The organism is Rhodoplanes azumiensis (assembly GCF_042682915.1).
Taxonomy (GTDB): Bacteria; Pseudomonadota; Alphaproteobacteria; order Rhizobiales; family Xanthobacteraceae; genus Rhodoplanes; species Rhodoplanes azumiensis.
Map to the genome: position 1 here is coordinate 83479 of NZ_JBHUIW010000006.1, position 25701 is coordinate 109179.

Sequence of the window (25701 nt, forward strand, 5' to 3'; positions counted from 1 at the left end):
CGGCCTTCGCTCACATCACCCCGCGACCGCGTCCGGAGCGACTACAACATAAGGCCGTGGCCTCGTCGATTCCCTCCGGCCGTCACGGCACCTCACATCAGAGCCAAAAACCAAGATAATTCAATAAGCACTGATCCGGAGTGGATTGTGACGGGGAGCCGCTATGACGCAGCGGCACGGATGGCTCTCCAGACTTTTTCGGGGGTCGCCGGCATCGTGACCGGATCTGCTCCGATGCGCAGGAGCGCGTCGGCGACCGCGCTGGCGATCGCCGACAGTGAACCGACCGTTCCGGATTCGCCGGCGCCCTTGACGCCGAGCGGGTTGGTGGCGGTCGGCACCTCGTTCTCACCCAGCAGGATCGGCGGGAAGTCGGAGGCGCGCGGCATCGCGTAGTCGGTGAACGCGCCGGTGACGAGCTGGCCGCTCGGGTCGTAGACGATCGCCTCCATCAGCGCCTGGCCGGCCCCCTGCGCGATGCCGCCGTGGATCTGGCCCTCGACGAGCAGCGGGTTGATCATCCGCCCGACGTCGTCGACGGCGGCATAGCGGACGAGCGTGACGACGCCGGTGTCGCGGTCGATCTCCACCTCGGCGACGTGACAGCCGTTCGGATAGGTCCGCACCCCGCCGTCCGAGGTGTGGGACTCGAACAATCCGGGATCGACGCCCTTCGGCAGCCTCGCCGGCGCGAACGAGGCGCGCGCCACCTCGGCGAGGCCGAGGCCGCGGTCGGTGCCGGCCACCGTGAAGCGGCCGTCGGCGAAGGCGATGTCGGCCGGATCGGCCTCCAGGAGCCCGGCGGCAATCAGCCGCGCCTTGGCGACGATCTTGTCGGCGGCGGCCACGATGGCGCTGCCGGCCGTGACGGTCGAGCGCGAGCCGAACGTGCCGGTGCCGATGTCGACCTCGGCCGTGTCGCCGTACCGGAACTCGATCTGGTCGGCCGGCAGGCCGAGCCGGTCGGCGACGATCTGGCGGAACGTCGTCTGGTGGCCCTGGCCGTGGTCGTGGGTGCCGACCGACACCGTGACGGAGCCGCCGGGATCGAAGCGGATGTCGGCGTGCTCGATCAGCCCGCCGTTCGACGCCTCCACCGTGCTCGACACGCCGATCCCGCGCAGCTTTCCGCGCGCCCGGGACTCCGCCAATCGGTGCGGGAAACCATCCGCATTCGCCAGCGCCAGCGCATCCGAGATGTTCTTGCCGAAGTCGCCGCAGTCGTAGGTGTAGACCAGCGCGGTCTTGTAGGGCATCGCATCGGCGGGAATCGTGTTGCGACGGCGGAGCTCCACCGGGTCGAGGCCGAGCTCGCGGGCGGCCGCGTCCATCATGGTCTCGATCACATAGGCGGCCTCGGGCCGGCCGGCGCCGCGATACGGCCCGGTGATCATCGTGTTCGACAGCACGCCCGTCACCTCGACTCGGATCGCCGGGATCACGTAGGTGCCGGCGAGCACGCCGAGATTGTTGAGCGGCGGGCCGGCGGTTCGGTCGGCGCCGTAATAGGCGCCGAGATTGGCGTAGGTCTTCACCCTCAGCGCCAGGACGCGCCCGTCGGCGTCGAGGGCGATCTCGGCGTCCGTGATATTGTCGCGGTGATGCTCGTCGGACAGGAACGTCTCGCTGCGGTCGGCCGTCCAGCGCACCGGGCGGCCGGTCAGCTTCGCCGCCAGGCAGGCGAGGGCGTATTCGGGGGCGACTTGGCCGCGCGCCCCGAAGCCGCCGCCGACATTCTCCGAGATCACGCGGAGGCGGGCCTCGGGCATGTGCAGGATCTCGCCGGCGAGAATCCGGCGCAGCGTGTGGGGCGCCTGGGTGGTGCAGCGGAGCGTCAGGCGGCCGCCGCGCGGATCCGGCTCGGCGAGGCAGCCGCGCGGCTCCATCGGATTGGCCAGCACCCGGCTGATCGTCAGCCGCCGTGTCACCACACGGGCAGCGCCGGCGATCGCCCGCGCGGTCGCGGCGGCGTCCCCCAGCGCATGAAAGAAGGCCTCGTTGTCCGGGCAACCGTCGTGGACGGCGAGCGCGCCGGGCGCGATGGCATCGGCCAGCGTCGGCACCGCGGGGCGAGGGGTGTACGCGACCGCGACCGCCTCGGCGGCGTCCTTGGCCTGGTTCAGGGTCTCGGCGACGACGAGCGCCACCGCCTCGCCGACATGGCGGACCCGATCGGTCGCCAGCATCGGCTGCGGCGTCACGAAGGCCGGCGACCCGTCTCGTCGGGTTCGCCGGGTGTGGGGGCGCTGGGTGCCGAGCGCCGCCGCCGCGGCGTCGCGCCCGGTCAGGACCAATACGACCCCCGGCATGCTCCGGGCCGCCTCGGCGTCGATCCCGAGAATGTCGGCATGGGCGTGCGGGGAGCGGACCACCACGGCGCGCAGCTCGCCCGGCAGTGCCACGTCGCCGACATAGCGGCCCTGCCCGCGCAGCAGGTAGGGATCCTCCTCCCGCCGCACCGGCTGGCCGATCCCGAACTCGCCCATCGCTCCCCCCACATGGTCATCCCGGGCGCCACAGGTGCCCCGACGGTCGTTTATAAATGTCTGTTATGCCGAGGCTTCGAGCGGCTGCAAGCCGCCGCGGCGCGTCATCCGCGGATCGCGCCCGGCATGCTAGGCTTGTGACACGGGCATGCCGGCCCTTCGGCCATGATGGGACACCGTCCGGGCAGGCCGCCGGCGGCGCCCCGGTGCAGGCTCGGGGCGTCCGGGTTCAGCGGGGATCGAACCGACCGATGGATGGGATGCACCACGCTGAGATGGCGCCGATTTCGCCTAGCCAGCGAGGCCCGAGTGTTGCACATCTGCCGCACCCGGTCCCGATCGACGCGACGGCCTCGATCCATGCCCGACGAGTTTGAACCCGTGCCATTTTCCGCGCGACTACCCTCACGAGCCGACCGTTGAAAGCCGATTCAAAGACTTCGGACGACGACCTGATCGCTCGGATCGCCGACGGCGACCGGCTCGCCATGCAGGTGCTGTTCTCCCGTCATCACGTGCGGGTCTATCGGTTCGTTCTGCGGATCGTCGGTCACCAGTCGGTGGCGGAGGACTTGATCAGCGAGGTGTTCCTCGACGTATGGCGGCAGGCCGGCCGGTTCGAAGGCCGCAGTGCCGTCTCGACGTGGCTCCTCGCGATCGCGCGGTTCAAGGCGTTGTCGGCGATCCGGCGCAAGAGCGACGAGGAGCTCGACGACGAGGCGGCATCGGCGATCGAGGATCCGTCCGACGATCCCGAGGTCGCGGTGCAGAAGAAGGACAAGGGTGCGGTGTTGCGGAAGTGCCTCCAGTCGCTGAGTCCGGAGCACCGGGAGATCATCGACCTCGTCTACTACCACGAGAAGTCGGTGGAGGACGTGGCCGGCATCGTCGGCATCCCGGAGAACACCGTGAAGACTCGCATGTTCTATGCGCGCAAGAAGCTGGGTGAGCTGCTGAAGGCGGCCGGGGTCGAGCGAGGTTGGCCATGATGACGACGGACGAACGAGGTCTCGACCGCGCCGCGCTCGAGGAGATGCTGCCGTGGCACGCCGCCGGCACGCTCTCGCGCGAGGAGGCCGAGGCGGTCGAGCAGGCGCTCGCCCGCGACCCCGAGCTGGCGCAGCGCTTCGAGCTGGTCTGCGAGGAGATGGCCGAGACCGTTCACCTCAACGAGAGTCTCGGGGCGCCCTCGGCGCGCGCCATGGACCGCGTGCTCGCCGCGATCGCGGCGGAGGAGGGGCCCGCCCGCCGGACGCGGGCCGCCGGGTTTCTCGGCCGACTGACCGGTGTCCTCGGCGCGCTGTCGCCGTCGGCCCTCGCCTGGGCCGGGGCCGCCGCCGCGCTCGTCATCGTCGTGCAGGCGAGCGTCATCGCCGGGCTCAGCCTCGCTCCGCAGGAGGGCGGCAAGCTCGAGATGGCCTCCTACGAGGGCTCCGCAGGCCCGGCCGCCGAGGCGACCGGAACGTTCGCGCTGATCCGCTTCCAGCCGCAGGCGAGCGCCGCCGACATCACCCGCGTCATGGAGGCGGGCCGGATCGCGATCGTCGACGGCCCGAAACCCGGCGGCCTGTTCAAGGTCCGCCTCTCCGACCAGGCGCTCGACGACGCCGAGCTCGGCCGCGTCATCGCCACCCTGCAGGCCGAGACCGCGGTGGTCGGCTTCGTCGCCAAGTCCCAGTGATCCCGTCCCGGTGATCTGGTCGCGATGACCACGTCCCGGTGACGACATCGCGGTGACGACATCGCGGTGGCGATCTCGCCGTCAGCTCGGGCGGGATCGGCGAGCGCCCGCATGCGATGCGGCCGAACCGATCAGGTCGCAACCGCACACCGGTCCTCGTCTCTTTACCCGGAGGCTTCCGGTCGATCGATGCGCGCTTCCGATGCTGCACTGCGGCCTGAGATGTGCGGCGCATGACGAGCTGATCATCTCGGGTCGAAAATTGTCCGCGATGCCCGGTCGTCGTGCGCGACTGTTGCAGATTTGCACGCTGTTGCAGGCTTGTCGCATTATCGTGAAAAATACGATGGTGGGTGACCGAGGCATCGCCATAAAGTCGTCACTGCGGCGCGTCGCTGATTCGGTCGCCTTTCTGTACGCGAGTTCCACCCTCGGGATCTCACAGAGAACGGGCGACTCTCATGCCCACGACGATTCCGCGTGCCTTCTCGGCCGCGACCAGCCGCAAGGGCCTCGATCTGGCCGAGCGGCGCCGCGCTCATCTGGTCGACCTCTACAAGTCGGGCCGATGGCGCCGTTACTTCGACGAGCAGGAGTTCCTGGCGCGCACCCGCGAGGCGATCCGCGAGGTCGAGTTCTGGACCGCCGCCATCGCGCTCTGGGACGAGCCCGGTGCGGCCGCCGCGGCCCCTGCACCCGAGCTGGAGACCGCGCCTGCGCCGCCACGAGAGCCCGCCCCGGAAATCCGCATGGCGTCGACGGCTGCGACCCCCGATCGTCCCTTCGAGGAGATCGCCGCCACGGTCGAAGCGATACCTGCGGCGGTGGTGAGCCAGGCGCCGAGCGGTGCCGATCAATCCTCCGCGGTGCTCGCCGGCTTGTCGTGACCGGCCTCCTCGAGCCACGTTTCGGCCTTCCACCAGACATGCTCGAGCCCGCACAGCGGGCAGCGTGACAGGATCAGCGTGTCGGGCAGGGCCGCGAAGGTGGCGTCCTCGATCTCGATTCGGGTCGAGACGGGCTGGCCCCGATAGGGGCAGCGGGCCATGACGATCTTCATGCCGTGCCCCGCGCCGGAGATGTCGGCTTCGTCGTCGAACGCGGATCGGGAGCGGAAGACACGGGGCAGCGATGATCGTGGCGGTTCGGACGGGAGGCACTATCGCGTGTCGGGGCCGCCCGGCGCGTCTTGGTGCGATTACTTAGTTCGCGGCCGCGCGCGGCACGCCGTCCCCGCCGCCGGCGGCCACGGCGGCGGGTGCCGGATCGAGGCCGATGCGGCCCCAGCCGGGCAGCTTGAGGGCCGGGTGCCGCAGATCGAGGCCGGCGACGAGGCCGAGCAGATTGACCTCGACGCCTTCGACCCAGCCGGCCTTCACCCCGATCACCCCGAAGGCGCTCGCCTCGATGCCGGTGCGGCTGTCGCTCGATCCGACATAGGGGCCGGGCCGGAAATCACGGCCGATCGCGTTCGCCGGCAGGGCGACGCCCAGTTCGGGGACGGCACGCAGAACGCTGGCCACGAACGTGTTGCTGTTCGGCCCCGGCCACACCCGGTAGTCGCCCGCATCGGCCCATCGATAGGTGCGGACGGCCTCGCGGATGCGGGGGATCAGCGCCTGCGCGGCATCCCCCGACACGTCGGCGACGACGAGCGGTGGATTGCCGTACCAACGGCCGTCCGGAGCCCAGCCGTTCAGCCGCACCGGATTGCCCCAGCCGACCACGTCGAAGCGCGACCAGCTCCGCGCGCCACGCTCCTTGACGACGATCCAGCTGTGCACGGCGACGACGCCCTTCCAGCCGCCGGTCTGCCCGCTCAGCACCAGAACGCGCGCGTCCGGGTGCTCGGCCGCGGGCGGCAGGCTGCCGATGCTCGACCAGTCGGCGTCACGCCAGCTCTTCGGCGCGGCGCCGGCGGCGTGGAGCGTCGCGCGCACGGCGAGCGGCAGCAGGAAGACGGCGAGAAGGGCGAGGATCACGATGCGGCGGCGACGCGACCGAGGCCGTTTCGGCAGGGCTTCGGACGGCAGCGGTGCCGGGGAGGAAAGGGCGGGCGGCTCCGTCATGGCGCGGCATCATACATGGTGCGCCACCCGCCGGCATGCCAGGGCCGGCGACGAACGTCCGGGTGCGGGCCCCCGGGCGTTCGTCAAACGCCCCGGGCGTTCTTCGAACTCGGTGTTCGCGTTTGCCGGTTCGAGCACGCGATCCACGATAGACGCTGAAATACGATCCGAAGCCGCTCTCCTTCGTCGCGCGCCGCGAAGGCCGAGCACCCGGTACGCCGCGGCAGTTCGACTGAACGACGACCTCCGGGGGCCAGGGATTCGTCCGCCTGCGCGGACGACGACCACCGCGGGCGCGGCTGACAGGTCTGACGAAGGCGATGGATGCGCGGGTCGAGCCCGCGCATGACACCGTGCCGCGATCGCCCCGAGAGGGCGAACGCGGCCGGCCGTCGTGATCGGCACCCTGCGGGGAGCTGATCACGATGCGGCCGGCCGGCCGATCACGAGCTGCTGCGCAGCCAATCGTCGACGTCCTTCTTCACCTGGTCGCGGGTGTAGCCGTAGCGATCCTGGAGCTTGCCCTCGAGCTGCTCACGCTTGCCGTCGATGGTCGTGAGATCGTCGTCGGTGAGCTTGCCCCACTTCTCCTTGACCGTGCCCTTCACCTGCTTCCAGTTGCCTTCGATGCGATCCCAGTTCATGCGATGCCTCCGTTCGCTGATGCCTGGGGAACGGCGCCGACAGACCGCGGTTCCGCCGGCCGGTGCGGCGAAACGCCGGCCCCCGCGGCTCTTGATCGGGAGGTGGCGCGACCTACCGGGCCGCGACGGCGGCGACGAGAAGGTGCTGGAGTGCGGCCACGAGGCGATCCTGCGCAGCGATCGGACCACGACCGAGCCGGCGCCGTGACGCGGACCGGTTTCGGTCGCGCAGCCGGTGCAGCGGTGGCACGTGCACGAACACGACGAGCCGTGGTCCGCCCGACATCTGCGCGGCCTCCAGGGCGCGCCAATAGGCGTAGTTGCACAGATAGCCGCCGGCGTGGCGTGACGAGAGCGGTGCTAGGCCGCCCTGCCGCAGCGCCGCGGCGAGGTGGGCGACCGGAAACCGTCCGGGCCGAAAGAACGGCGCGCCCGGCGCGATCCTGATCTCGTCGCTGCGGACGCCGCCGGCATCCGGAACCAGGATGGTCCTGCGATTGCGCGCCACCATCTCGATTCGCACCCGATCGGCCCGCGTCGCGACGCCGAGCAGCACCACGACCTCGGGCGTCTCACGCGCGAGCAGCATCGGCAGGTCGCGATCGACCGCGTCCCACCGCGTCTCGAACACGTGGCCGACGAGACGATGCGCGGCGAGCGCCGGCCGGCGGCGCCTGATCAGGTCGCGCACGATCGCCGCGGTCGGGTTCGACGCCGCCCCGGGAAAGCGCCCGAAGCCGGTGATCAGCAGGGTGGTCATACGGCGCAACGCTGTTCCGGAGCAACCAGAATGCCGTCGTGTCGGAGAGTGGGCAAAGCCGCGAAGCGGCGTGCCCACGCGGTCGTGAAGAGAAGCTGACGATCCGAAGGTGGGCTCGCTTCGCTTTGCCCATCCTACGGACTCGCGTCGCCTTCACCACTTCAGCGCGGCGAAAATCTGGTCGACGGCGACGGCCGGCGACAGGCGGCCGTCGGCCACCTCGGCCTCGATCTGTGGCAGCTTGGCCGTCAGCGTCGGGTCGGAGGCGATGCGACCGTGGACGCGGTCCTCGACCATCGACCACATCCACTTGACCTGCTGATCGCGCCGCCGTGCCGCGAGCTCGCCCGTCTTCGTCATGGTGTCACGGTGCTCGACCACCTTGGTCCACAGCGCCGCGAGCCCGTCGCCCGTGTAGGCCGAGTAGGTGACGACCGGCACCTGCCAGTTCGGCGAGCGCGGCGACAGGATGTGCAGGGCGGCCCGGTACTCGGCCGCGGCGGCGCGGGCGCGGGCGAGATTGTCGCCGTCCGCCTTGTTGACCGCGATCATGTCGGCGAGCTCGACCAGGCCCTTCTTGATCCCCTGCAGCTCGTCGCCGGCGCCCGGCAGCATCAGGGCCAGGAACATGTCGGTCATGTCGGCGACCGCCGTCTCCGACTGGCCGATGCCGACCGTCTCGACCAGGATCACGTCGTAGCCGGCCGCCTCGCAGATCAGCATGGTCTCGCGCGTCTTCGCCGCGACGCCGCCGAGCGTGCCGGCCGAGGGCGACGGCCGGATGAAGGCGTTCGGATCGGCGGAGAGCTGCGCCATCCGGGTCTTGTCGCCGAGGATCGAGCCGCCGGTGCGGGCCGAGGAGGGGTCGACGGCCAGCACCGCGACCCGGTGGCCGAGCCCGGTGAGATGGCTGCCGAGCGCGTCGATGGTGGTCGACTTGCCGACCCCGGGCGCCCCGGTGATGCCGACCCGCATCGCCTTGCCGGTCGCCGGCAGCAGCTTCTGCACCAGCGTGCGGGCGGCCTGCTGGTGGTCGGCGCGCTTCGACTCGGCGAGCGTGATGGCGCGCGCCAGCAGGGCGCGCTCGCCGGCCCGGACGCCGGCGACGAGGCGGTCGATGTCGGACACCGACGGGACGAGGGCAGGGCGCGGATTCATGGGATTCCTCTCGCTCGTCCCCTGTGTAGAGCAGGACGGCCCGAGGAGGAACGCCCGCCGGCTCGACCGCGCCATGCGTGCGCGGGGGCGGCGATCGTTCCGCTCTTGTCTCCAGCCTCGCGATTATCGGGCATAAACAGGATGCCCGCCGGCGCGGCAGCGGCTGCCGCGTGGCTCTCGGGTCGGGCTAGGATTCCATGGTTAATCAATGGTTTAAAGGCGTGGTTAACGACGATTGAACTTTCCTCTCCCACGCGGCGACCAAACCGATATCATTGGAGAAACCGGCGCCGGAGGGGGGACACTCATGCGCTCCAAAGCACTGATGGGCTCCAAGAACCTGATGCGGCCGACGTCGATCCTGGCGCTGTCGGTCGTCGCGACCACGGTCGCTCTGGCCGTCCCGGTCGGCGCCGCGCATGCCGCCGATCTGGTCTGGGAGGTCGAGAGCCCCTTCCGCTTCTTCAAGCGCACCGCCGCCTTCGATCTGCACGAGCGTGCCTACAAGGGCGTGCGCGGCAATCCGGCCGATCCCGTGCCCGGCAACATCGTGTGGCGCACCGAGCGCAAGCTCAACGATCCCGACTGCCGCGATCCCTCGACGCCGACCTCCTGTGCGGCCACGGCCGGCCGCAACTACGAGAAGAGCCGGCTCGGCTGGGCCGCCCAGACGCTCGACATGACCTGCTACGACCGCGACGCGCGGCCGCGCCGCTATCCGACCGTCTGCGAGCGGCAGTACTCCTGGGGCAAGGCCAAGGAGGACACCATCCTGCCGGACGCCCACACGGTCGTCGTGCGGATCGCGCCCGGGCTGCTCCAGGCCACGGCCGGCGCCGCGCCGGTCGCCGGCGACTGCACCTGGACGTGGCGGCCGCGTCGCGGCGGCGCCGGCGAGACGGCGCGCCAGTCCTGCGCCTCGCCTTACGTGATCAAGCGCGTGCCCTACTCGACCAACCGGGCGGCCTCGGGCGCCGTCGTCTCGGTCAAGCTGCCGGACGGGCGCGAGTTCACCGACGCCAACGTCATCGTCGAGGACGTGCTGGTGGTCGCCATGGGCGACAGCTTCGCCTCGGGCGAGAGCAACCCGGACCGCCCGGTGGTGTTCAGCGCCGGGCGCGAGATGGTCTACGACCCGGTCAACACCCGCGACGACGTCGCCACCCGCTCGATGCGGATGCCGACCTACAGCGTCGCCTCGGCGCCCGATGGCGTGAACCCGAAGTCGCTGCCCAAGCGCCTGATGGAGGACGAGGAGAAGGGCCTGATGTTCCGGCCGACCTCGCCGGAGTTCCAGGCCGCCTTCGACAGACGGCGTGCCCAGTGGTTGTCGGCCGACTGCCATCGCTCGCAATACGGTTATCCGTTCCGGGTCGGCATCCAGCTCGCGCTGGAGGACCGCCACCGCGCCGTCAGCTTCGTCAGCCTCGCCTGCTCGGGCTCCGACACGGTCGAGGGCCTGTTCGGCCCGCGCGAGCCGCGCGAGCAGACCACCGGTCCGAACGCGCAGAAGAGCGTCGTGCCGCAGCTCGACCAGCTCACCGAGCTGATCTGCCGGCCGGGCGCGCCGCGCTCGCGCGACGTCACCTACACGCTGCCCGTCTATCGCTCGGGCTCGACCTCGATCCAGTCGCAGGCCTTCACCAAGTTCTGGTGCCCGCCGGAGAGCCGCAAGCGGCCGATCGATCTCGTGCTGCTCTCGATCGGCGGCAACGACGTCGGCTTCGGCGCGCTGGTCGCCTACGGCATCACCGAGAGCGCCGCCGATCTCGCGCCGATCGCCGGGCTGGTCGGCCACACGCTGCGCTTCGAGCCGTCGGTGGCGCGCGTCTATCTCGACGTGCTCGACCGCCGCATGAAGGCGCTCAAGGACGCGCTGACGGACGGCTTCGGCGTCGACCCCTCGACCGTGCTGCACAACGCCTACGAGCCGGTGGAGTACGACGAGACCGGCCGGGTGTGCGGCACGCAGGCGACGCTCGGGCTCGACGTGCATCCGAAGCTGCAGTTCAGCGCGGCCCGCGTCCAGCAGGTCTCCGATTTCACCCGTGAGCTGCGCGCCCGTCAGGAGTGCATCGCCGACGCCCGCAAGCGGCCCGGCTGCCCGCGGCTCGCCACCGGCACCGGCACCGGCTTCCGCTTCGTGACCGAGCACACGAACCTGTTCGCCAAGCGCGGCGTCTGCGCCCGCGATCCGCAGCGGGCGCTGGTCGATCAGGTCAACATGGCGATGCCGCGCCTCGCGTTGTCGATCGACGACTTCAAGCCCTACTCGCCGGCGGCGGCGCTGCCCTACGGCAAGCGCTGGCGGCTGATCCACAGCCCCAACGACGCCTTCCTCACGGCCAACACGCATGCCGAAGGCATCTCGCCCTTCGACATCCTTCAGCCGGCCTATGCGGCGCTCTACTCCGGCGCCTTCCATCCGACCGCCGAGGGCCACGCCATCGTCGCCGACACGGTGGTCCGCCACGCCCGCGAGATCGTCGATCATCGTGCCGTCGTCGACGCGCGCTAGAACGAGCCAGATCGCTCGTAGGCCCGACGGCCCGCCTCGTCAGCCGGGGTGCCGTCTCTCCGAATCTTGATGGGCCGGCGCGCCGAGGGTGCCGCGGCGCGTTGTCGGCGGACCGGCGCCGATGTTAGCCTCGTGACATCGGTTCCCGGCACCGTCGATGTTCACATCGGTGCCGAGGGTGCCGCCGACGAGGCGCGACGATGGACGACCGTACCGGAGGGGCGGATGCCGCCGATCGGTCCATCGCGGACCGGCGGCCGGTGGAGTCGTTCGAGGCACGCGACGAGCCGCACCCCGTCCGGCGCCGCGCCGGCCGGGAGGTGCGGGCCGGCGATCCGCGCAGCTGGGGCGACGGCCCGATCGCGCGGGCGCGCCGTCCCGCCGAGGCGGTGACGATCGGGTCGCCGCGCCGCCCTGCGAGCGTCCCTGCCGAGACCCCCCCACCCGTAGCGGGATCCGGATCGTCGGCCGCGACCGTCTCTGCCGCGGCCGTTGCGGCCTCGACCGCACCCGAACCATCGTCGGCCGTGGCGACACACCACGACAGCCCGGTGCCGGCCGCTGCGTCGGGCGCCGCCGGCGACGTCGCGGCGACACTTTCGGCAGTCCCGGAACCACACCCGATGACGGAGCGCAGGGCGGCCGGGCGCGCCGCCGACGAGGCCTCGGCGGGGGCGCGCCGCACCGCCGCGGATTCGGAACCCGCCTTGATCGACGCGGCGCGGACGCTCATCGATCGCGCCGCCCGGCTCGCCGATCCGGTCGCGGCGCGGCGCCTGCTCGACGAGGCCGACGTGAAGCTGGCGGTGGCCGCCACGCTCGGCCCGCTCTCGGCCGAGGCGATGCTCGCCTGGGCGGTCGTGACCGCGGCGCTGGCGCGCCGGGCCGAGACGCCGGCCGGAGCCGAGCGGCTGTTCGACCTCGCGGACGACCGCTTCGCCGACGCCGCGCAGCGGCAGCCCGACTGCAGCGACGCCCTCGCCGTGTGGGCCGGCGACCTGGTCGCCCGCGCGGCCGCCTGCGACGATCCGCAGGAGGCCGAGCATCTGCACGGCCTGGCCGACGCCGTGTTCGCGCAGGCGTTGCGGGTCCATCCTCGTCATTACGACGTGCTGTGCGACCGAGTCGCCGCGCTGATCGCGCTCGCGCATCGCGCCGACGACCTCGACGCGGCCGACGCCGTGCTCGACCGCGCCGAGCAGGCCTGCCGGGCGGCGCTCGCTCTGGTGCCCGACGCGACCTACACGTTCGCCTGCATCGCGGCGCTGCGCGGACGCGCCGAGGACTGCCGCGAAGCCCTGGAGGCGGCCGAGCGCGCCGCCACGCTGCCGCCGGCCGAGCACGTCGCCGCCGACGAGGATCTCGCCGCGGTGCGCGGCGAGCCGTGGTTCCGTGAGCTTTTGGAGCGCCGCCGGCCGCGGAGCACGGCGCATTGACGCTGCCGCCCGCGCCTCGCCGCGGCGCATGGGCCCTGATCTCATGATGGCGTGAGCCGCTCAGCGGCCCGGCTCGTTCTGCAGCACCTGCTCGACGTAGGCCTTAAGCGGCGGGAGGTCGTTCTCGACCACGGCCCAGACGATCGCCGGGTCGATCCGGTGATAGGCGTGGCGCAACCGGTTGCCGAAGTCGACGATCCTGGCCCAGGGATTATCGGCCGCGCCGGCTTTCACGATCTCGGGCAGGTGGCGGGTCGCCTCGCAGACGATCTCCAGCGCACGCTCGGTGGCGAACTGGAGGTAACGCTCGGCGGCGTAGTCCGTCGGCGTCTTGTCGGCCAGCAGGATCTCGATGTCGGCGATTGCTCGAAGGATGTGGCGGACGCGGTCCGCGACGGTCGGCGGCATTCGGAACACCTCGATCACGTCATCGGCGATTCGTTCGGCCATCTGAGGCTCGAGCGATCGGCGCATCGTCACCTGGGTCGGAATCCCCGTCGCTTCCTCGACCACGAGCGCCACGCCGGAGAGGTTCAGGAGCGAGAATGCGGCGTCCGGATCGACCTCGATCAGCACGTCGAGGTCGCTGTCCGGCCGCGCGTCGCCGCGGGCGCGCGACCCGAAGATGGCGAGCGCCGTCACGCCCTCGGCGCGGATGTCCTCGGCCCTGGTGCGAAGCGTCGCGATGATCTCGTCGCGGGTCATGGCCCATTCTACAGCCGGCGCCCGGCCGCCGGCCAGACGGTGCGGTCGGTCGGCCTCAATCGTCCTGCTTCGGCGGCGGCGGGTCGCCGCCGAACACGGCGCGGCCCTCGGGCGAGAGGTACTGCGCGAAGGCGCGCCACGGGATCACGACCGTGTAGAGCCCCTCGGCATAGGGACCGACCGCGTAAGGGGAAAAATGCACCGACAGCCCGCCGCTCTTGCCGGGCTCGTTCGAGGGCGCGAGCACCAAGGGCCCGAGCTTGAGGAGCGACGGCGCGATGCCCTTGAGCCATTCGTCCTTCGCCGGGTCGGCGGCGACCTCGACGTCGCGCGCCTTCTTCTCCGTCGCCACGGCGTTCCGGATCAGCGTCGCGAGCGCCCGCATGGTCGGGCCGTCGTCGGCCGTCTCGGTGAAGAGCGGCCGGACGCTCACCTGCTTCTTGGCTTGCGTGTCCCACAGGATGGTGTCGACGACCGTATTGGGATGGGCGCCGCCCGTGAACGCGTAGTCGCGCCGCAGCACGCCGACATAGCGGCCGGCGGTCGAGAACAGCGAATACGCGCGCTCGAAGCCCCAGCGTCGCCCGTCGGAAAAATCGGACGGATCCTGGCGCCAGGCCTTGTCGGCGTCGCGGCGGTTCGCCTCGCCCCATCTCTTTCCTTCGGTGGCGAGGTTCTCGAACAGGCCGGGCGTGCTCTTCAGGGCGCCGTCGACCTCGACCTTGAGGTCGAGATATTTGGTCTTGGCCGACATCACCGTGTCGGCGGCGGCGGGCGCGAGCGCGATCGTCGTGGCGATCAGCAGCACGGCGGCGGTTGCGGCGGCAGTGCGGGGGAGGTGCATCGCGGGAGGTTCCGGATCACGGGGCCAGGCTGCCGTTCGTCTGCAGCAAGGCCTCGCGCTTGGCAATGGCGCGCTCGAGCTTGCGCCGCCGCGCCTCCTTGCGGTCCTCCTTGCGGTCCTCCTTGCCGGAGCCGAGATCGCCGAAATCGGGCATGTCCTCGAGCAGGATCACCAGGAGCCCGGTCACGATCAGGATCGCCAGCACGAGCCAGCGCCGGCCGATCGCGACGATGATCGCGCCGGCGGCGAGCGCACCGCCGATCCCGATCAGCGGGTGGTCGGTCAGCCAATTCAGCTTGAGGCCGACCAGAAAGCACAGCAGCGCCAGCAGCGGGATCGCCAGCACGGCGAGCACGATGTCGCGGGTGCGCATGTGGTTCCGCATCGCGTGGAGGGCCTTCAGCTCGCGGGCGAGCCGGCGGCCGCGGCGCCCGGACACGGGCCGGGCGAAGCGGGACGGCATCGGGGCCGAGGAGGCAGAGGGCGGGGAGGCGGAGCGCGAGGGCATACGGGGGGCACCTGTGAACGAGCCGGCCGGCCTTCGGGGAAAGGCCGGTCGCCACAGGCTTGGTCTCGCGGGTGGGGAGGCGGGTTCAGCCGTTCACAATAGGCTTTGGTGATCGGCTCGGCTGGTCGTTCCGGGGCGGCGCAGAGCGCCGAACCCGGAATCCAGCCCAGGATGTGGAATTTGCCGCTGGATTCCAGGTTCGCAGCTTCGCAGCGCCCCGGAATGAGTGCGTTGCTACTCCGCCGCCTCGCGGGTGTGGCCGAGGCGCTGGTTGAGCTTCTTGACGAGCTCGAGCGCCGCGTCGGCGATCACGGTGCCGGGCGGGAAGATCGCCTCGGCGCCCGACGCCTTCAGGGCGTCCCAGTCCTGCGGCGGGATGACGCCGCCGACCACGATCATGATGTCGGGCCGGCCCTCCGCGGCGAGCGCCGCCTTCAGCTCCGGCACCAGCGTCAGGTGCCCGGCGGCGAGCGACGACACGCCGACGATGTGGACGTCGTTCTCCACGGCCTGGCGGGCCGCCTCGCCGGGCGTCGCGAACAAGGGGCCGATGTCGACGTCGAAGCCGAGATCGGCGAAGGCCGAGGCGATCACCTTCTGGCCGCGGTCGTGACCGTCCTGGCCGACCTTCGCCACCAAGATGCGGGGCCGGCGGCCCTCGTCGCGCTCGAACTGGGCGACCATCTTCTGCACCCGCTCGATCCCCTGCGCCATCGCGCCGGCCTCCCGCTTGTAGACCCCCGAGATCGCCCGGATTTCCGCGCGATGCCGCCCGAACACCTTCTCCAGCGCCAGCGAGATCTCGCCGACCGTCGCCTTCTTCCGCGCGGCGTCGATGGCCAGCGCCAGCAGGTTGCCCTTGGCCGGGTCGGCGGCCGCGTGGGTGAGCGCGTCGAGCGCGGCGTCCACGGCCGTCGGGTCACGCTCCTTGCGCAGCCGCTCGAGCTTCTCGATCTGCATGGTGCGGACGGCCGAGTTGTCGACCTTGAGCACGTCGATGGGGGCCTCGTTCTCGGGCTTGTACTTGTTGACGCCGATCACCGACTGCACGCCGGAGTCGATGCGCGCCTGCGTCTTGGCGGACGCCTCCTCGATGCGCAGCTTGGGGATGCCGGCCTCGATGGCCTTGGCCATGCCGCCGAGCGCCTCGATCTCCTGGATGTGGCCCCAGGCGGTCTTGGCGAGCTCGTAGGTGAGCCGCTCGACGTAGAACGAGCCGCCCCACGGATCGGCGATCCGGCAGGTGCCGCTCTCCTGCTGCAGGAACAGCTGGGTGTTGCGGGCGATGCGGGCCGAGAAGTCGGTCGGCAGCGCGAGCGCCTCGTCGAGCGCGTTGGTGTGCAGCGACTGGGTGTGGCCCTGCGTCGCCGCCATCGCCTCGATCGCGGTGCGCACCACGTTGTTGTAGACGTCCTGCGCGGTGAGCGACCAGCCCGAGGTCTGCGAGTGCGTGCGCAAGCTGAGCGAGCGCGGATCCTTCGGGTCGAACGGCTTGATCAGCTTCGCCCACAGGAGGCGGGCGGCGCGCAGCTTCGCCACCTCCATGAAGAAGTTCATGCCGATCGCCCAGAAGAACGACAGGCGCGGGGCGAACTTGTCGATCGTCAGCCCGGCCGCGATGCCGGCCCGCACATACTCGACGCCGTCGGCGAGCGTGTAGGCGAGCTCGAGATCCTGCGTCGCGCCCGCCTCCTGCATGTGATAGCCGGAGATCGAGATCGAGTTGAACTTCGGCATGTTCTGCGAGGTGAACGCGAAGATGTCGGAGATGATCCGCATCGAGGGCAGGGGCGGATAGATGTAGGTGTTCCGCACCATGAACTCTTTGAGGATGTCGTTCTGGATCGTGCCGGCGAGCTTCACGGGCGGCACGCCCTGCTCCTCCGCCGCGACGATGTAGAGCGCCATGATCGGCAGCACGGCGCCGTTCATGGTCATCGACACGCTCATCTGGTCGAGCGGGATGCCGGAGAACAGCGTGCGCATGTCGTAGATGGAGTCGATCGCGACGCCGGCCATGCCGACGTCACCCGACACGCGCGGATGATCGCTGTCGTAGCCGCGATGGGTCGCGAGGTCGAAGGCGACCGAGAGGCCCTTCTGGCCGGCCGCGAGGTTGCGGCGGTAGAAGGCGTTGGAATCCTCGGCGGTCGAGAAGCCGGCGTATTGTCGCACCGTCCACGGCTGCGTCACATACATGGCCGGGTAGGGCCCGCGCAGGAACGGCGGCATGCCCGGATAGGTGTCGAGGAAGTCGAGCCCGGCGAGATCGCCACTCGTGTAGGCGGGCTTCACGGCGATGCCTTCCGGCGTCACCCAGGGCACCGCATCGGCTCCGGCCGGAGCGGGCGGATCGGCGGTGTCGGCGAACGCGACCGTGGCGAAATCCGGAATCCTCGTCATGTTCGAGCCTCGTGCGAGATGCGACCCGCCGGCCGCCATGTCCTCATCAGAGTATGCCGCGCCCGCGTCGCGGGCGAAGGGTCGTTCCGTCGCGTCGTTCTGGTCGACGACCCCGTCACGGCGCGAGGCACGCCCGTGCGGACAGAGGCCCGCACGGGCGGCCGCTGTCGCCGCGTCTCACGCCGCCGTCGTCCCGGCCAGCGTCTGCGCCTCCGTGAGCGTCGCGAGCACGTCGCAGCCCATGAAGATCGCGTGGCCGATGCCGGCGGCCTTGAACTCCGCCTCGCGCTCGCCGGGGCGGCCGGCGAGGTAGATGGTCGGGCAGCCCGCCGCGGTCAGCGCCTTGGCGGCTTCGACCGCTTCGGCCGCGTAACCGTCGTCCGACGAGCACAGGCAGGCGAGCGGCGCGCCCGACGCCTTGTAGGCGGCGGCGAGGGCGGCCAGGTCGGTCTTGCCGTCGGCGAAGAAGCCGTCGTTGGTGACCGCCTGGATGCCGCCCGCCTCGAAGAAGTTCTTGGTGAAGGTGGCGCGCGCCGTGAAGCCGGCGAGCTTGCCGAGATTGGCCAGGAACACCTTCGGCCGCGACCCGGTCTTGGCGAGCGCCGCGTCGGAGGCGTCGCGCAAGGCCTCGAACGCCTCGGCGGTGCGCATCGGCGCGAGCGGCGTCAGCGTCACGCCCGCCGGCAGCGGCGCCACGGCGGGCGGGGCGACGTCGAGCACGGCCGGAGCGCCTTCCGCGATGTTCGGGAACTCGCTGACGCCGGTGATCGGGTCGCGCCGGCCGGCCGCGGCCTTTTCACGCGCGGCGCGCACGCCCGCGACCTTCGTCTGCAGCAGGCCGCCGGTCAGGGCCGGCCAGATGCCGCCGGCGCCCTCGATCTCCTGGAACAGCGTCCAGGCGGTCGCGCACAGCTCCTGGGTCAGCGTCTCGATGCCACCGGCCCCGGCCGCCGGATCGGCGACCTTGGAGAGATACGACTCCTCCAGCAGGATCAGCTGCGTGTTGCGGGCGATGCGGCGCGCGGCGCGATCGGGCAGGCCGAGCGGCGCCGTCCACGGCAGCACGGTCAGCGCGTCGGCGCCGCCGACGCCGGCCGAGAACACCGCAACGGTCTCGCGCAGCATGTTCACGGCGGGATCGCGCTTGGTCATCATCCGCCACGCCGTCTCGGCCGAGACGAAGATGTGCGACGGTGCGAGGCTGCAGGCCGTCTCGACTCGCGCCCACAATTTCCGCAAGGCGCGAATTTTCGCGATCGTGAGGAACTGGTCGGCGTCCGCGGCGACGCGGAAGAACACCGTCTTGCGCGCCGCATCGAGGGGCACGCCCTCCGCCTCGAGCGCCCGCACATAGGCGAGCGCGACCGCGAGCATGGTGGCGAGCTCCTGCGCCTCCGAGCCGCCGGCGTCGTGGACGACGCGGCCGTCGGCGACCGCGAACGGCCCCTTGAAGCCGCGCGCCGCGAGATCGCGCACCCGCACGACGAACTCCTTCGTCATGTCGGGCCAGGCGATGCGCGCCTTGCCGAAGGCCGCCATGGCGCCGATCGGATCGATGCCGAAGCGGATGTCGAGGGCCGACGGCGAAAGACCCCGCGCCGCCACCAGATCGGCGAGGCGCTGCGGCGCTTCGCGCGCCTGCGGCGAGAGCTGCAGCTCGAGCGCGATGGCGTCGAGCCGCACCTGATCCAGAACCTTGGCGAGCGTGTCGGCGTCGCCGGCGATGCCGTAGCCGCGGGCGCCGAGGCTGCCGGCGAACACCAGAGTCAGGCCGGTGGCCCCGTTCTCGAGATCGTGCAGCGCCTGCGCATTGGCCGCTTTCGGATCGGGATGATCGACCCGCTGCATCACCTGCCAGGGCGCGCCGCTGGCGCGCGCCGCCACCGGATGGGCGGAGCGGTCGCCGGCATAGAGCGGCTCGATGCGCAGCCCGTCATAGGTCTTGGAGACGAGCCGTTTCTCGAAGGACGCGCCTTTCAGCGTGCCTTCGACGAGCGCGAGCCACTGCTCGCGGGTGGCCGGCGGAAACTCGCCGGCGAGCGTGAGGTCTTCGGCGGTCTGGGTCATGGCGCGGAAGATGCCACGATCGATGCGTTTCGCCAAGGAAACGATGGCGCCTGCATGGCTGGACCACCATGGGATCCGGGTCCGTCGCGGCAGTGCGTAAGTATAGGTCCGTATTTGCTGGTGCGGTCCGGCGCCGGAGGCGCGCGGCAGCCTCCGGCGATCTACGGATGCGACGTTATTTGCTCGGCAGTCTGGTGATGTCGCGTGTGTCGACCCGGCTCACCAGATCCCGCACCGGTGTGCCGCCGAGCAGACAGTCGGGTGCGATCTCGGCGAGCGGCACCAGCACGAAGGCGCGCGCCGCCGCGCGCGGATGCGGCAGTGCGAGATCCGGCGTGACGAGCGTCACCTCGCCGGGCGCGTCGTCCGTGCCGGAGGCGTCGCGATACGTGACGATGTCGATGTCGACGGGGCGCGGCCCCCAGCGCCGCTCGCGCCCGCGGTCGCGGCCGAGCGCCGTCTCCACGGCGCGGGCGCGGCGCAAGAGATCGTGCGGCGCGAGCGTCGTCGCGACGATGGCGCAGAGATTGACGAAGGCCGGCTGGTCGGGATCGCCCCACGGCGGCGTCGCGTAGTCAGAAGAGCGCGCGACAAGCGTCACGGCGCCGTCCTCGCACAGCATCTCCAGCGCGCGCGCGAGTGTCGCGCGGACGTCGCCGACATTGCCGCCGAGCGAGAGGACGGCCTCAGCCATTCCGCTTGCGCAGGATCGACACGCCGACATCCGTGAAGGTCGCCGGGATCGGGGCGTGCGGCTTGTGCACCGTGATGCGGATGTCGACGACGCGCGGGAACTGCGCCAGCACGGCGTCGGCGACGGCGGCGGCCGCCGCCTCGATCAGCCGGCAGCGCTTCTCGGCGAAGGCGCGAGTCGCGCACTCGACCACCTGGTCGTAGGAGACCGTGGTCGAATGCTTGTCGGTGCGCGACGCCTCCGACAGATCGGCCGACAGCGTGAGATCGAGATGGAAGGTCTGGCCGACCGTGCGCTCGTGCTCCATCACGCCGTGATAGGCATGCACGGCGAGGCCGGTGATGAAGACGGTGTCGTGCGCGGTCGTCATTCTGCGGTCCGGATGGCGGCGGCGACTCTCAGCGCCTGGACGGTCTCGGGCACGTCGTGGACGCGCACGATGGCGGCGCCGTCGAGGACGGCGAGGAGATGAGCGGCGATCGAGCCGCCGATCCGCTGGTCGGGAGGAGCGGGCGACACGCTGTCGATGAACCGTTTTCGCGAGGCGCCGATCAGCAGCGGCCGGCCGAAGCCGAGGAACCGTCTCGTCGCCGCGAGCGTCGCGAGGCTCTGCGCCGGCGTCTTGCCGAAGCCGATGCCGGGATCGAGGACGATCTGCTCGGCCGGCAGGCCCGCGTCCGCCGCGACGGCGAGCGAGCGGGCGAAGAACGCCTCGACATCGGCGACGATGTCGATCGCCGGGTCGGCCGTCTCGCGATTGTGCATGACGACGATCGGCACGCCGCGGCGCGCGGCGAGCGGCGCCATCTCGGGATCGCGCTGCAGGCCCCACACGTCGTTGAGGATGGCGGCGCCGTGGTCGAGCGCCCAGGCGGCGACGGCCGCCTTCATGGTGTCGATCGACACCGGAACACCCATCGCCACCACGGCCGGCAGCACCGGGGCGAGCCTCGCGATCTCGTCGTCGGCCGTCACCGGCTCGGCGCCGCCATAGGGACGGGTCGACTCCGCGCCGACATCGACGATGTCGGCGCCGGCCGCGACCATGCGTTCGGCCTGGGCGATCGCGGTCGCCGGATCGAGGAACTTCCCGCCGTCCGAGAACGAATCCGGCGTCACGTTGAGCACACCCATCACCAGCGGCCGGCCAGCACGCAGGAGATCGGCGAGGCGTGAAGAAGCGGCGAGGGCGGGGGAGGCGGTCATGGCCCGAGGGCTTTGCGCGGCGGCAGAGCGGAGTCAAGCGGGGGCGAGGCTTTGTTCCCTCTCCCCGCACGGCGGGGAGAGGTCAGCCGCACGCTCGGCGCCGCGCCTAGTAGCTGATCTTGACCGGCAGCTCCTTGGCGGCCTCGATCCAGCGCTCGACCGCCTTCTCGGTCGGCAGGGTGCGGACCAGCTTGCGGTGGCGGTTCACCTCGGCCATCCGCTTCGCCAGATTGGAGGGGTTGCGGTACTTCAACTCGCGCACCGTGTCGACGCCGGCCGCCTCCAGGAGCTCGGCATAGTCCTCGCCGACCCCCTTGATGCGCATCTTGTCGGCCATGTTGGCGATGCGCAGCAGGCATTGCGGCGCGAGCCCGGTGCGCTCGGCGAGCAGCTTGCGCCCCTTCGGATCCTTGGCCGCCTCGAGCAGCTTGGCGGTGGTGCGGATGCCGGCGCATTTCAGCGCTTCGGCGATCCCCGGCACGATGCCGTCGAGCTCGGTGATCGAGTATCTCATCGCGCAGCCTCGCCGGCTGCGTCACCCCACGACGACGACCCTCTCGAAACGCTCTCCGGCCGTGCCTCCGCCTGGCACGACGCACCGGAACGCGCAGCGATTCGGCTGGCAACGAACACGATGGCCCCCTCTCGCCCCGGCCTCTTCCATCACACCCACGATGGCGCTGTTGGTCATTATTCTGACATCCTGGGATCGAAACACAATCACGCCACGATTGCGATCGCCTTGTTGCAGGCCCGTGTTGCGATCCCGCAACGACGTCCTCGCGCCACGTCTATGGGCCATTCCGGCGAATGCGGCGCGATGCCGCCCGGCTCGCCCGGACGAAACGCAACCAGTATAAGCCTGTATCGATCGGAGTGGCGCGCTGCCGGGCAGGCCGGGCGGGCGCGGAGCGGCGGAAGCGAGCGCGAGGCGACCATGGGCACGCTGGATCAGGACGGAAAAATCCTCGTCGGCAAGGGCGAGAAGCCTGAATATCTGACGCTGGCATTGGGCAACCGGCACGGGCTGATCACGGGGGCGACCGGCACCGGCAAGACCGTCACGCTGCAGGTGCTGGCCGAAGGGTTCTCGCGCGCCGGCGTGCCGGTGTTCGCCGCCGACATCAAGGGCGACCTCTCCGGCGTCGCGGCCAAGGGCGAGCCGAAGCCGGCCTTCGTCGAGCGGGCGAAGCAGATGGGCTTCGACTACGTGCCCGACCAGTTTCCCGTGGTGTTCTGGGATCTGTTCGGCGAGCAGGGCCACCCGATCCGCGCCACCGTCCACGATCTCGGGCCGCTGCTGCTCGCCCGCATGCTCGACCTCAACGACGTCCAGGAGGGCGTGATCAACATCGCCTTCAAGGTGATGGACGAGGCCGACGGCACCGCCGACGGCGAGGCGCAGGATCTGGTAGACCTCGCCAATCTGCGCGAGCTTCTGGCGTTTCTCGGCAAGAACGCCAAGGACATCGGCAACCGCTACGGCAACGTGGCGCCGGCCACCATCGGGGCCGTGCAGCGTCAGCTCCTGGTGATCGAGAACCAGGGCGGCGAGAAGTTCTTCGGCCTGCCGGAGCTCGACCTGTCGGACTTCATGGCGGTCGATGCGCAGGGCCGCGGCCGCATCAACATCCTGGCGGCCGACAAGCTGATGCAGAGCCCCAGGCTCTACGCGACGTTTCTTCTGTGGCTCATCGCGGAGCTGTTCGAGCGGCTGCCCGAGGTCGGCGATCTCGACAAGCCGAAGCTCGTGTTCTTCTTCGACGAGGCGCATCTGCTCTTCAACGAGGCGCCGAAGGCGCTGCTCGACCGCATCGAGCAGGTGGTGCGGCTGATCCGCTCCAAGGGCGTCGGCATCTACTTCGTCACGCAGAACCCGCTCGACGTCCCCGACACGGTGCTGGCCCAGCTCGGCAACCGGGTGCAGCACGCGCTGCGCGCCTTCACGCCGCGTGACCAGAAGGCGGTGCGGGCGGCGGCCGAGACGTTCCGGCCGAACCCGAAGCTCGACACCGCGGCCGCCATCACCGAGCTCGGCAAGGGCGAGGCGCTGGTGTCGTTCCTGGAGGGCAACGGCACGCCCTCGATGGTCGAGCGCGCCCTGATCCGGCCGCCGGCGGCCCGCATCGGGCCGCTGACCCCGCAGGAGCGCCAGGCGCTGCTGGCGTCGAGCCCGCTGCGCGGCCGCTACGACAGGGCGCAGCCGCATCGACCGTTGACCGATCTCCTGAACGGCAACGCCGCGTCGGCCGGCGAGGCCGAAGAGGCGCCGGGCAACGGCTCCGGCCGCGGCGGCCGCGCCGGCGGCGGGGCGGCCGAGCAGCCGGGGCTCGGCAGCCGTATTCTCGGCGGCATCGGGGCGTTCTTGTCGCATCCGGTGGTGCGCCAGTTCGGCCGCTCGGTCGCCGCCGTGGTGGCCCGCACCGCCACCCAGGAGGCGATGAAACGGATGGGCATGTCGCCGTCGCGGCGCAGCTACGCCCAGTCGAGCCGCGGCCGCAACCGCACCTACGGCCTCGTCGACGACGGCGGCGCCGACATCGGCGCCGACACCGGCGCGAGCGCGGCGCGCGGCCTGTTCGGCAACCCGCAGCGCACCTCCGACCGCGGCTGACGCTTTCGTCGGCTCGCCGCGCCTCGGGCCAGCACGTTCTCGATCAGGAAAGTTCGCGAAACATGACCGTTCTCGACCAGGTTCTCGCCCGCATCGATGCCGATCTCGACAAGAGCCTCGAACGGCTGTTCGCCGTCCTGCGCATCCCGTCGATCTCGACCGATCCGGCCCATGCGGCCGACTGCCGGGCGGCCGCGGCGCATCTCGCCGCCGACCTGCGCAGCCTCGGCATCGCGGCGGATCTGTCCGAGACGGCCGGCCATCCGGTGGTGCTCGGCCGCGGCGGCGACCCTGCGAAGCGCGGCGTGCTGTTCTACGGCCACTACGACGTCCAGCCGGTCGACCCGCTCGACCTTTGGGAGAGCCCGCCCTTCGAGCCGCGCATCAGAACGCTCGACGACGGCCGCAAGGTGATCGTCGCCCGCGGGTCGTCCGACGACAAGGGCCAGGTGATGACCTTCGTCGAGGCCTGCCGCGCCTATGTCGCCGTCACGGGATCGCTGCCGCTCCCGGTCACCATGCTGATCGAGGGCGAGGAGGAGTGCGGGTCGAAGAGCCTGCCGGCCTGGATCGAGCAGAACCGCGGCGCGCTGTCGGCCGACCTCGCGCTCGTCTGCGACACCGGGATGTGGGACGCGGCGACGCCTGCCATCACGACGGCGCTGCGCGGCCTGCTCTACGAGGAGGTCGAGATCACGGCGGCCGACCGTGACCTGCACTCCGGCCTTTACGGCGGCCCGGCCCGCAACCCGATCCGGGTGCTCACCCATGTTCTCGGCGGCTTGTTCGACGCCGACGGCCGCGTCACGATCCCGGGCTTCTATGACGGCATCACGGACCCGCCCGCCGACGTGCTGGTCGCCTGGCGGAACCTCGATCTGACGCCGGACAACTTCCTGAAGCCGGTCGGCCTCGCCGAGCCCGCCGGCGAGCGCGGCCGCACCGTCGTCGAGCAGCTGTTCTGCCGGCCGTCCTGCGACATCAACGGCATCTGGGGCGGCTACACGGGGGCGGGGTCGAAGACCGTGATCCCGTCGAAAGCGTTCGCGAAGGTCTCGTTCCGCCTGGTCGCCGGGCAGGATCCCGACACGATCCGCCAAGCGTTCCGCGCTTACGTGCGCGACCGTCTTCCGGCCGACTGCGAGGCGCGGTTCGAGGACCACACCGGCGCCCCGGCCGTCGCGGTGCCGTGGGATCTGTCTCAGCTCGCCGCCGCGCGAAAAGCTCTCACCGAGGAGTGGGGCCGCGACGCGCTCCTCGTCGGCTCCGGCGCCTCGATCCCGATCGTCGCCGACTTCAAGCGGCTGGTCGGCCTGGACACGCTCTTGATCGGCTTCGCGCTCGACGACGACCGCATCCACTCGCCCAACGAGAAGTACGACCTGAACTCCTTCCACAAGGGCATCCGCAGCTGGGCGCGCATTCTTCACGCGCTGGCGGGGTGAGGCGCTCACCGGATGTCGGTGTCGGACAAGCCGGCCGTCTTCAGAAGGTGCTTGAACAGCCCGAGCTTCAGTGGCTGATTCCCGTGAAACGGGATCGATAGCCGGACAATGCTGCCCGGCTTGCCGTAGATTTGATGACTTCCGTGAATCCGAAGGAGTGTCCAGCCGTCACGCTCCAGCAAGCGTGCCAGCTCGCGGCCGGACAGCGGCGTCATAAGGCGATCTCGACGATCCTCGGATTGCCTGCAGATTGCGGTGCTTCGATCTCCACCGACAGGCAGCCCTCGATCGCCTCGTGCAGGTTCCGCATGAGCTCGTCGAGCGTTTCCCCCTCCGTCGCACAGCCGGGGATGGCCGGGACTTCGGCCCAGTAGCCGCCCTCCTCCGCCTCGTGCACCACGGCCTTGATCTTCATGGTCCACCTCGCATGGTCTGCGGCCTAGTGTAGGGGGATAGCTCGGGG

General features: G+C 70.8%; 24 protein-coding genes. 7 read left to right on the forward strand and 17 right to left on the reverse strand.

Annotation, left to right across the window (positions count from 1 at the left end):
- Positions 1-161 precede the first annotated feature (161 nt).
- Positions 162-2486 (reverse strand): xanthine dehydrogenase family protein molybdopterin-binding subunit, encoded by a 2325-nt coding sequence (locus tag ACFSOX_RS07700; RefSeq protein WP_378477214.1) that lies wholly within the window; start codon positions 2484-2486, stop codon positions 162-164.
- Between the two features lie 419 nt (positions 2487-2905).
- On the opposite strand from ACFSOX_RS07700, the gene ACFSOX_RS07705 reads away from it, so the two are divergent.
- The 3 genes from ACFSOX_RS07705 (at position 2906) to ACFSOX_RS07715 (ending at position 5054) form a co-directional block, all read left to right on the forward strand.
- A complete protein-coding gene (locus ACFSOX_RS07705; RefSeq protein ID WP_378477215.1) occupies positions 2906-3475 on the forward strand; it encodes a sigma-70 family RNA polymerase sigma factor in 570 nt (189 codons plus the stop codon).
- Positions 3472-4167 carry a hypothetical protein gene (locus tag ACFSOX_RS07710; RefSeq protein ID WP_378477216.1) on the forward strand — a complete coding sequence of 232 codons (696 nt, stop codon included), beginning with the start codon at positions 3472-3474 and terminating at the stop codon, positions 4165-4167. The genes ACFSOX_RS07705 and ACFSOX_RS07710 overlap by 4 nt, the downstream gene beginning before the upstream one ends.
- Before the next feature lie 461 nt (positions 4168-4628).
- Positions 4629-5054 carry a TIGR03809 family protein gene (locus ACFSOX_RS07715; protein WP_378477217.1) on the forward strand — a complete coding sequence of 142 codons (426 nt, stop codon included), beginning with the start codon at positions 4629-4631 and terminating at the stop codon, positions 5052-5054.
- On the opposite strand, the gene ACFSOX_RS07720 is transcribed toward ACFSOX_RS07715, so the two are convergent.
- The 5 genes from ACFSOX_RS07720 to meaB form a co-directional block, all read right to left on the reverse strand.
- The gene (locus ACFSOX_RS07720; RefSeq protein WP_378477218.1) at positions 5021-5227 is read right to left on the reverse strand and encodes a hypothetical protein; all 207 of its coding nucleotides are present in this window, start codon (positions 5225-5227) and stop codon (positions 5021-5023) included. The genes ACFSOX_RS07715 and ACFSOX_RS07720 overlap by 34 nt on opposite strands.
- Positions 5228-5369: 142 nt before the next feature.
- The gene (locus ACFSOX_RS07725) at positions 5370-6149 is read right to left on the reverse strand and encodes a DUF3750 domain-containing protein (protein WP_378477219.1); all 780 of its coding nucleotides are present in this window, start codon (positions 6147-6149) and stop codon (positions 5370-5372) included.
- 530 nt (positions 6150-6679) lie between these two features.
- Positions 6680-6880, reverse strand: coding sequence for a CsbD family protein (locus ACFSOX_RS07730; protein ID WP_378477220.1), 201 nt, complete (start codon positions 6878-6880; stop codon positions 6680-6682).
- A gap of 112 nt (positions 6881-6992) precedes the next feature.
- Positions 6993-7640 carry a pyroglutamyl-peptidase I gene (locus tag ACFSOX_RS07735; RefSeq protein ID WP_378477221.1) on the reverse strand — a complete coding sequence of 216 codons (648 nt, stop codon included), beginning with the start codon at positions 7638-7640 and terminating at the stop codon, positions 6993-6995.
- Between the two features lie 153 nt (positions 7641-7793).
- Complete coding sequence (meaB, locus tag ACFSOX_RS07740; RefSeq protein ID WP_378477222.1) at positions 7794-8798, reverse strand: methylmalonyl Co-A mutase-associated GTPase MeaB; 1005 nt, start codon at positions 8796-8798, stop codon at positions 7794-7796.
- A gap of 307 nt (positions 8799-9105) precedes the next feature.
- Between meaB and ACFSOX_RS07745 the strand changes: the two genes are divergently transcribed.
- Positions 9106-11316, forward strand: a complete 2211-nt coding sequence (locus tag ACFSOX_RS07745) for an SGNH/GDSL hydrolase family protein (RefSeq protein WP_378477223.1) — start codon at positions 9106-9108, stop codon at positions 11314-11316.
- A 623-nt stretch (positions 11317-11939) separates the two neighbouring features.
- Complete coding sequence (locus tag ACFSOX_RS07750; protein WP_378477224.1) at positions 11940-12752, forward strand: hypothetical protein; 813 nt, start codon at positions 11940-11942, stop codon at positions 12750-12752.
- Positions 12753-12812: 60 nt separating this feature from the next.
- Here the strand turns inward: ACFSOX_RS07750 and ACFSOX_RS07755 are convergent, their stop codons facing one another.
- The 9 genes from ACFSOX_RS07755 to ACFSOX_RS07795 form a co-directional block, all read right to left on the reverse strand.
- The gene (locus ACFSOX_RS07755; RefSeq protein WP_378477225.1) at positions 12813-13457 is read right to left on the reverse strand and encodes a HepT-like ribonuclease domain-containing protein; all 645 of its coding nucleotides are present in this window, start codon (positions 13455-13457) and stop codon (positions 12813-12815) included.
- A 55-nt stretch (positions 13458-13512) separates the two neighbouring features.
- Positions 13513-14301 carry an RsiV family protein gene (locus tag ACFSOX_RS07760; RefSeq protein ID WP_378477226.1) on the reverse strand — a complete coding sequence of 263 codons (789 nt, stop codon included), beginning with the start codon at positions 14299-14301 and terminating at the stop codon, positions 13513-13515.
- A 16-nt stretch (positions 14302-14317) separates the two neighbouring features.
- Positions 14318-14740 carry a hypothetical protein gene (locus ACFSOX_RS07765; RefSeq protein ID WP_378477227.1) on the reverse strand — a complete coding sequence of 141 codons (423 nt, stop codon included), beginning with the start codon at positions 14738-14740 and terminating at the stop codon, positions 14318-14320.
- A gap of 303 nt (positions 14741-15043) precedes the next feature.
- A complete protein-coding gene (gene scpA / locus ACFSOX_RS07770) occupies positions 15044-17212 on the reverse strand; it encodes a methylmalonyl-CoA mutase (RefSeq protein ID WP_378477228.1) in 2169 nt (722 codons plus the stop codon).
- A 177-nt stretch (positions 17213-17389) separates the two neighbouring features.
- Positions 17390-19279, reverse strand: coding sequence for a methylmalonyl-CoA mutase family protein (locus tag ACFSOX_RS07775; RefSeq protein ID WP_378477294.1), 1890 nt, complete (start codon positions 19277-19279; stop codon positions 17390-17392).
- Between the two features lie 175 nt (positions 19280-19454).
- Complete coding sequence (gene folK / locus ACFSOX_RS07780; RefSeq protein ID WP_378477229.1) at positions 19455-19973, reverse strand: 2-amino-4-hydroxy-6-hydroxymethyldihydropteridine diphosphokinase; 519 nt, start codon at positions 19971-19973, stop codon at positions 19455-19457.
- Positions 19966-20343 carry a dihydroneopterin aldolase gene (gene folB, locus ACFSOX_RS07785; protein ID WP_378477230.1) on the reverse strand — a complete coding sequence of 126 codons (378 nt, stop codon included), beginning with the start codon at positions 20341-20343 and terminating at the stop codon, positions 19966-19968. The genes folK and folB overlap by 8 nt, the downstream gene beginning before the upstream one ends.
- Complete coding sequence (gene folP, locus ACFSOX_RS07790) at positions 20340-21179, reverse strand: dihydropteroate synthase (protein ID WP_378477231.1); 840 nt, start codon at positions 21177-21179, stop codon at positions 20340-20342. The genes folB and folP overlap by 4 nt, the downstream gene beginning before the upstream one ends.
- A gap of 106 nt (positions 21180-21285) precedes the next feature.
- Complete coding sequence (locus ACFSOX_RS07795) at positions 21286-21693, reverse strand: DUF4332 domain-containing protein (RefSeq protein WP_378477232.1); 408 nt, start codon at positions 21691-21693, stop codon at positions 21286-21288.
- A gap of 423 nt (positions 21694-22116) precedes the next feature.
- Here ACFSOX_RS07795 and ACFSOX_RS07800 point away from each other — a divergent pair, with 423 nt between their 5' ends.
- Both ACFSOX_RS07800 and ACFSOX_RS07805 read left to right on the forward strand, forming a co-directional pair.
- Positions 22117-23793: a helicase HerA-like domain-containing protein gene (locus ACFSOX_RS07800; protein ID WP_378477233.1), complete on the forward strand. Its 1677-nt coding sequence runs from the start codon at positions 22117-22119 to the stop codon at positions 23791-23793.
- 62 nt (positions 23794-23855) lie between these two features.
- On the forward strand, positions 23856-25238 hold the full coding sequence (locus tag ACFSOX_RS07805; RefSeq protein ID WP_378477234.1) for a M20/M25/M40 family metallo-hydrolase: 1383 nt from the start codon (positions 23856-23858) through the stop codon (positions 25236-25238).
- 5 nt (positions 25239-25243) lie between these two features.
- Here ACFSOX_RS07805 and ACFSOX_RS07810 read toward each other — a convergent pair whose 3' ends face one another.
- Positions 25244-25453, reverse strand: coding sequence for a type II toxin-antitoxin system HicA family toxin (locus tag ACFSOX_RS07810; RefSeq protein WP_378477235.1), 210 nt, complete (start codon positions 25451-25453; stop codon positions 25244-25246).
- Entirely contained in the window at positions 25450-25653 is a 204-nt protein-coding gene (locus ACFSOX_RS07815) for a type II toxin-antitoxin system HicB family antitoxin (protein ID WP_378477236.1), read from the reverse strand. The genes ACFSOX_RS07810 and ACFSOX_RS07815 overlap by 4 nt, the downstream gene beginning before the upstream one ends.
- Between the last annotated feature and the right edge of the window lie 48 nt (positions 25654-25701).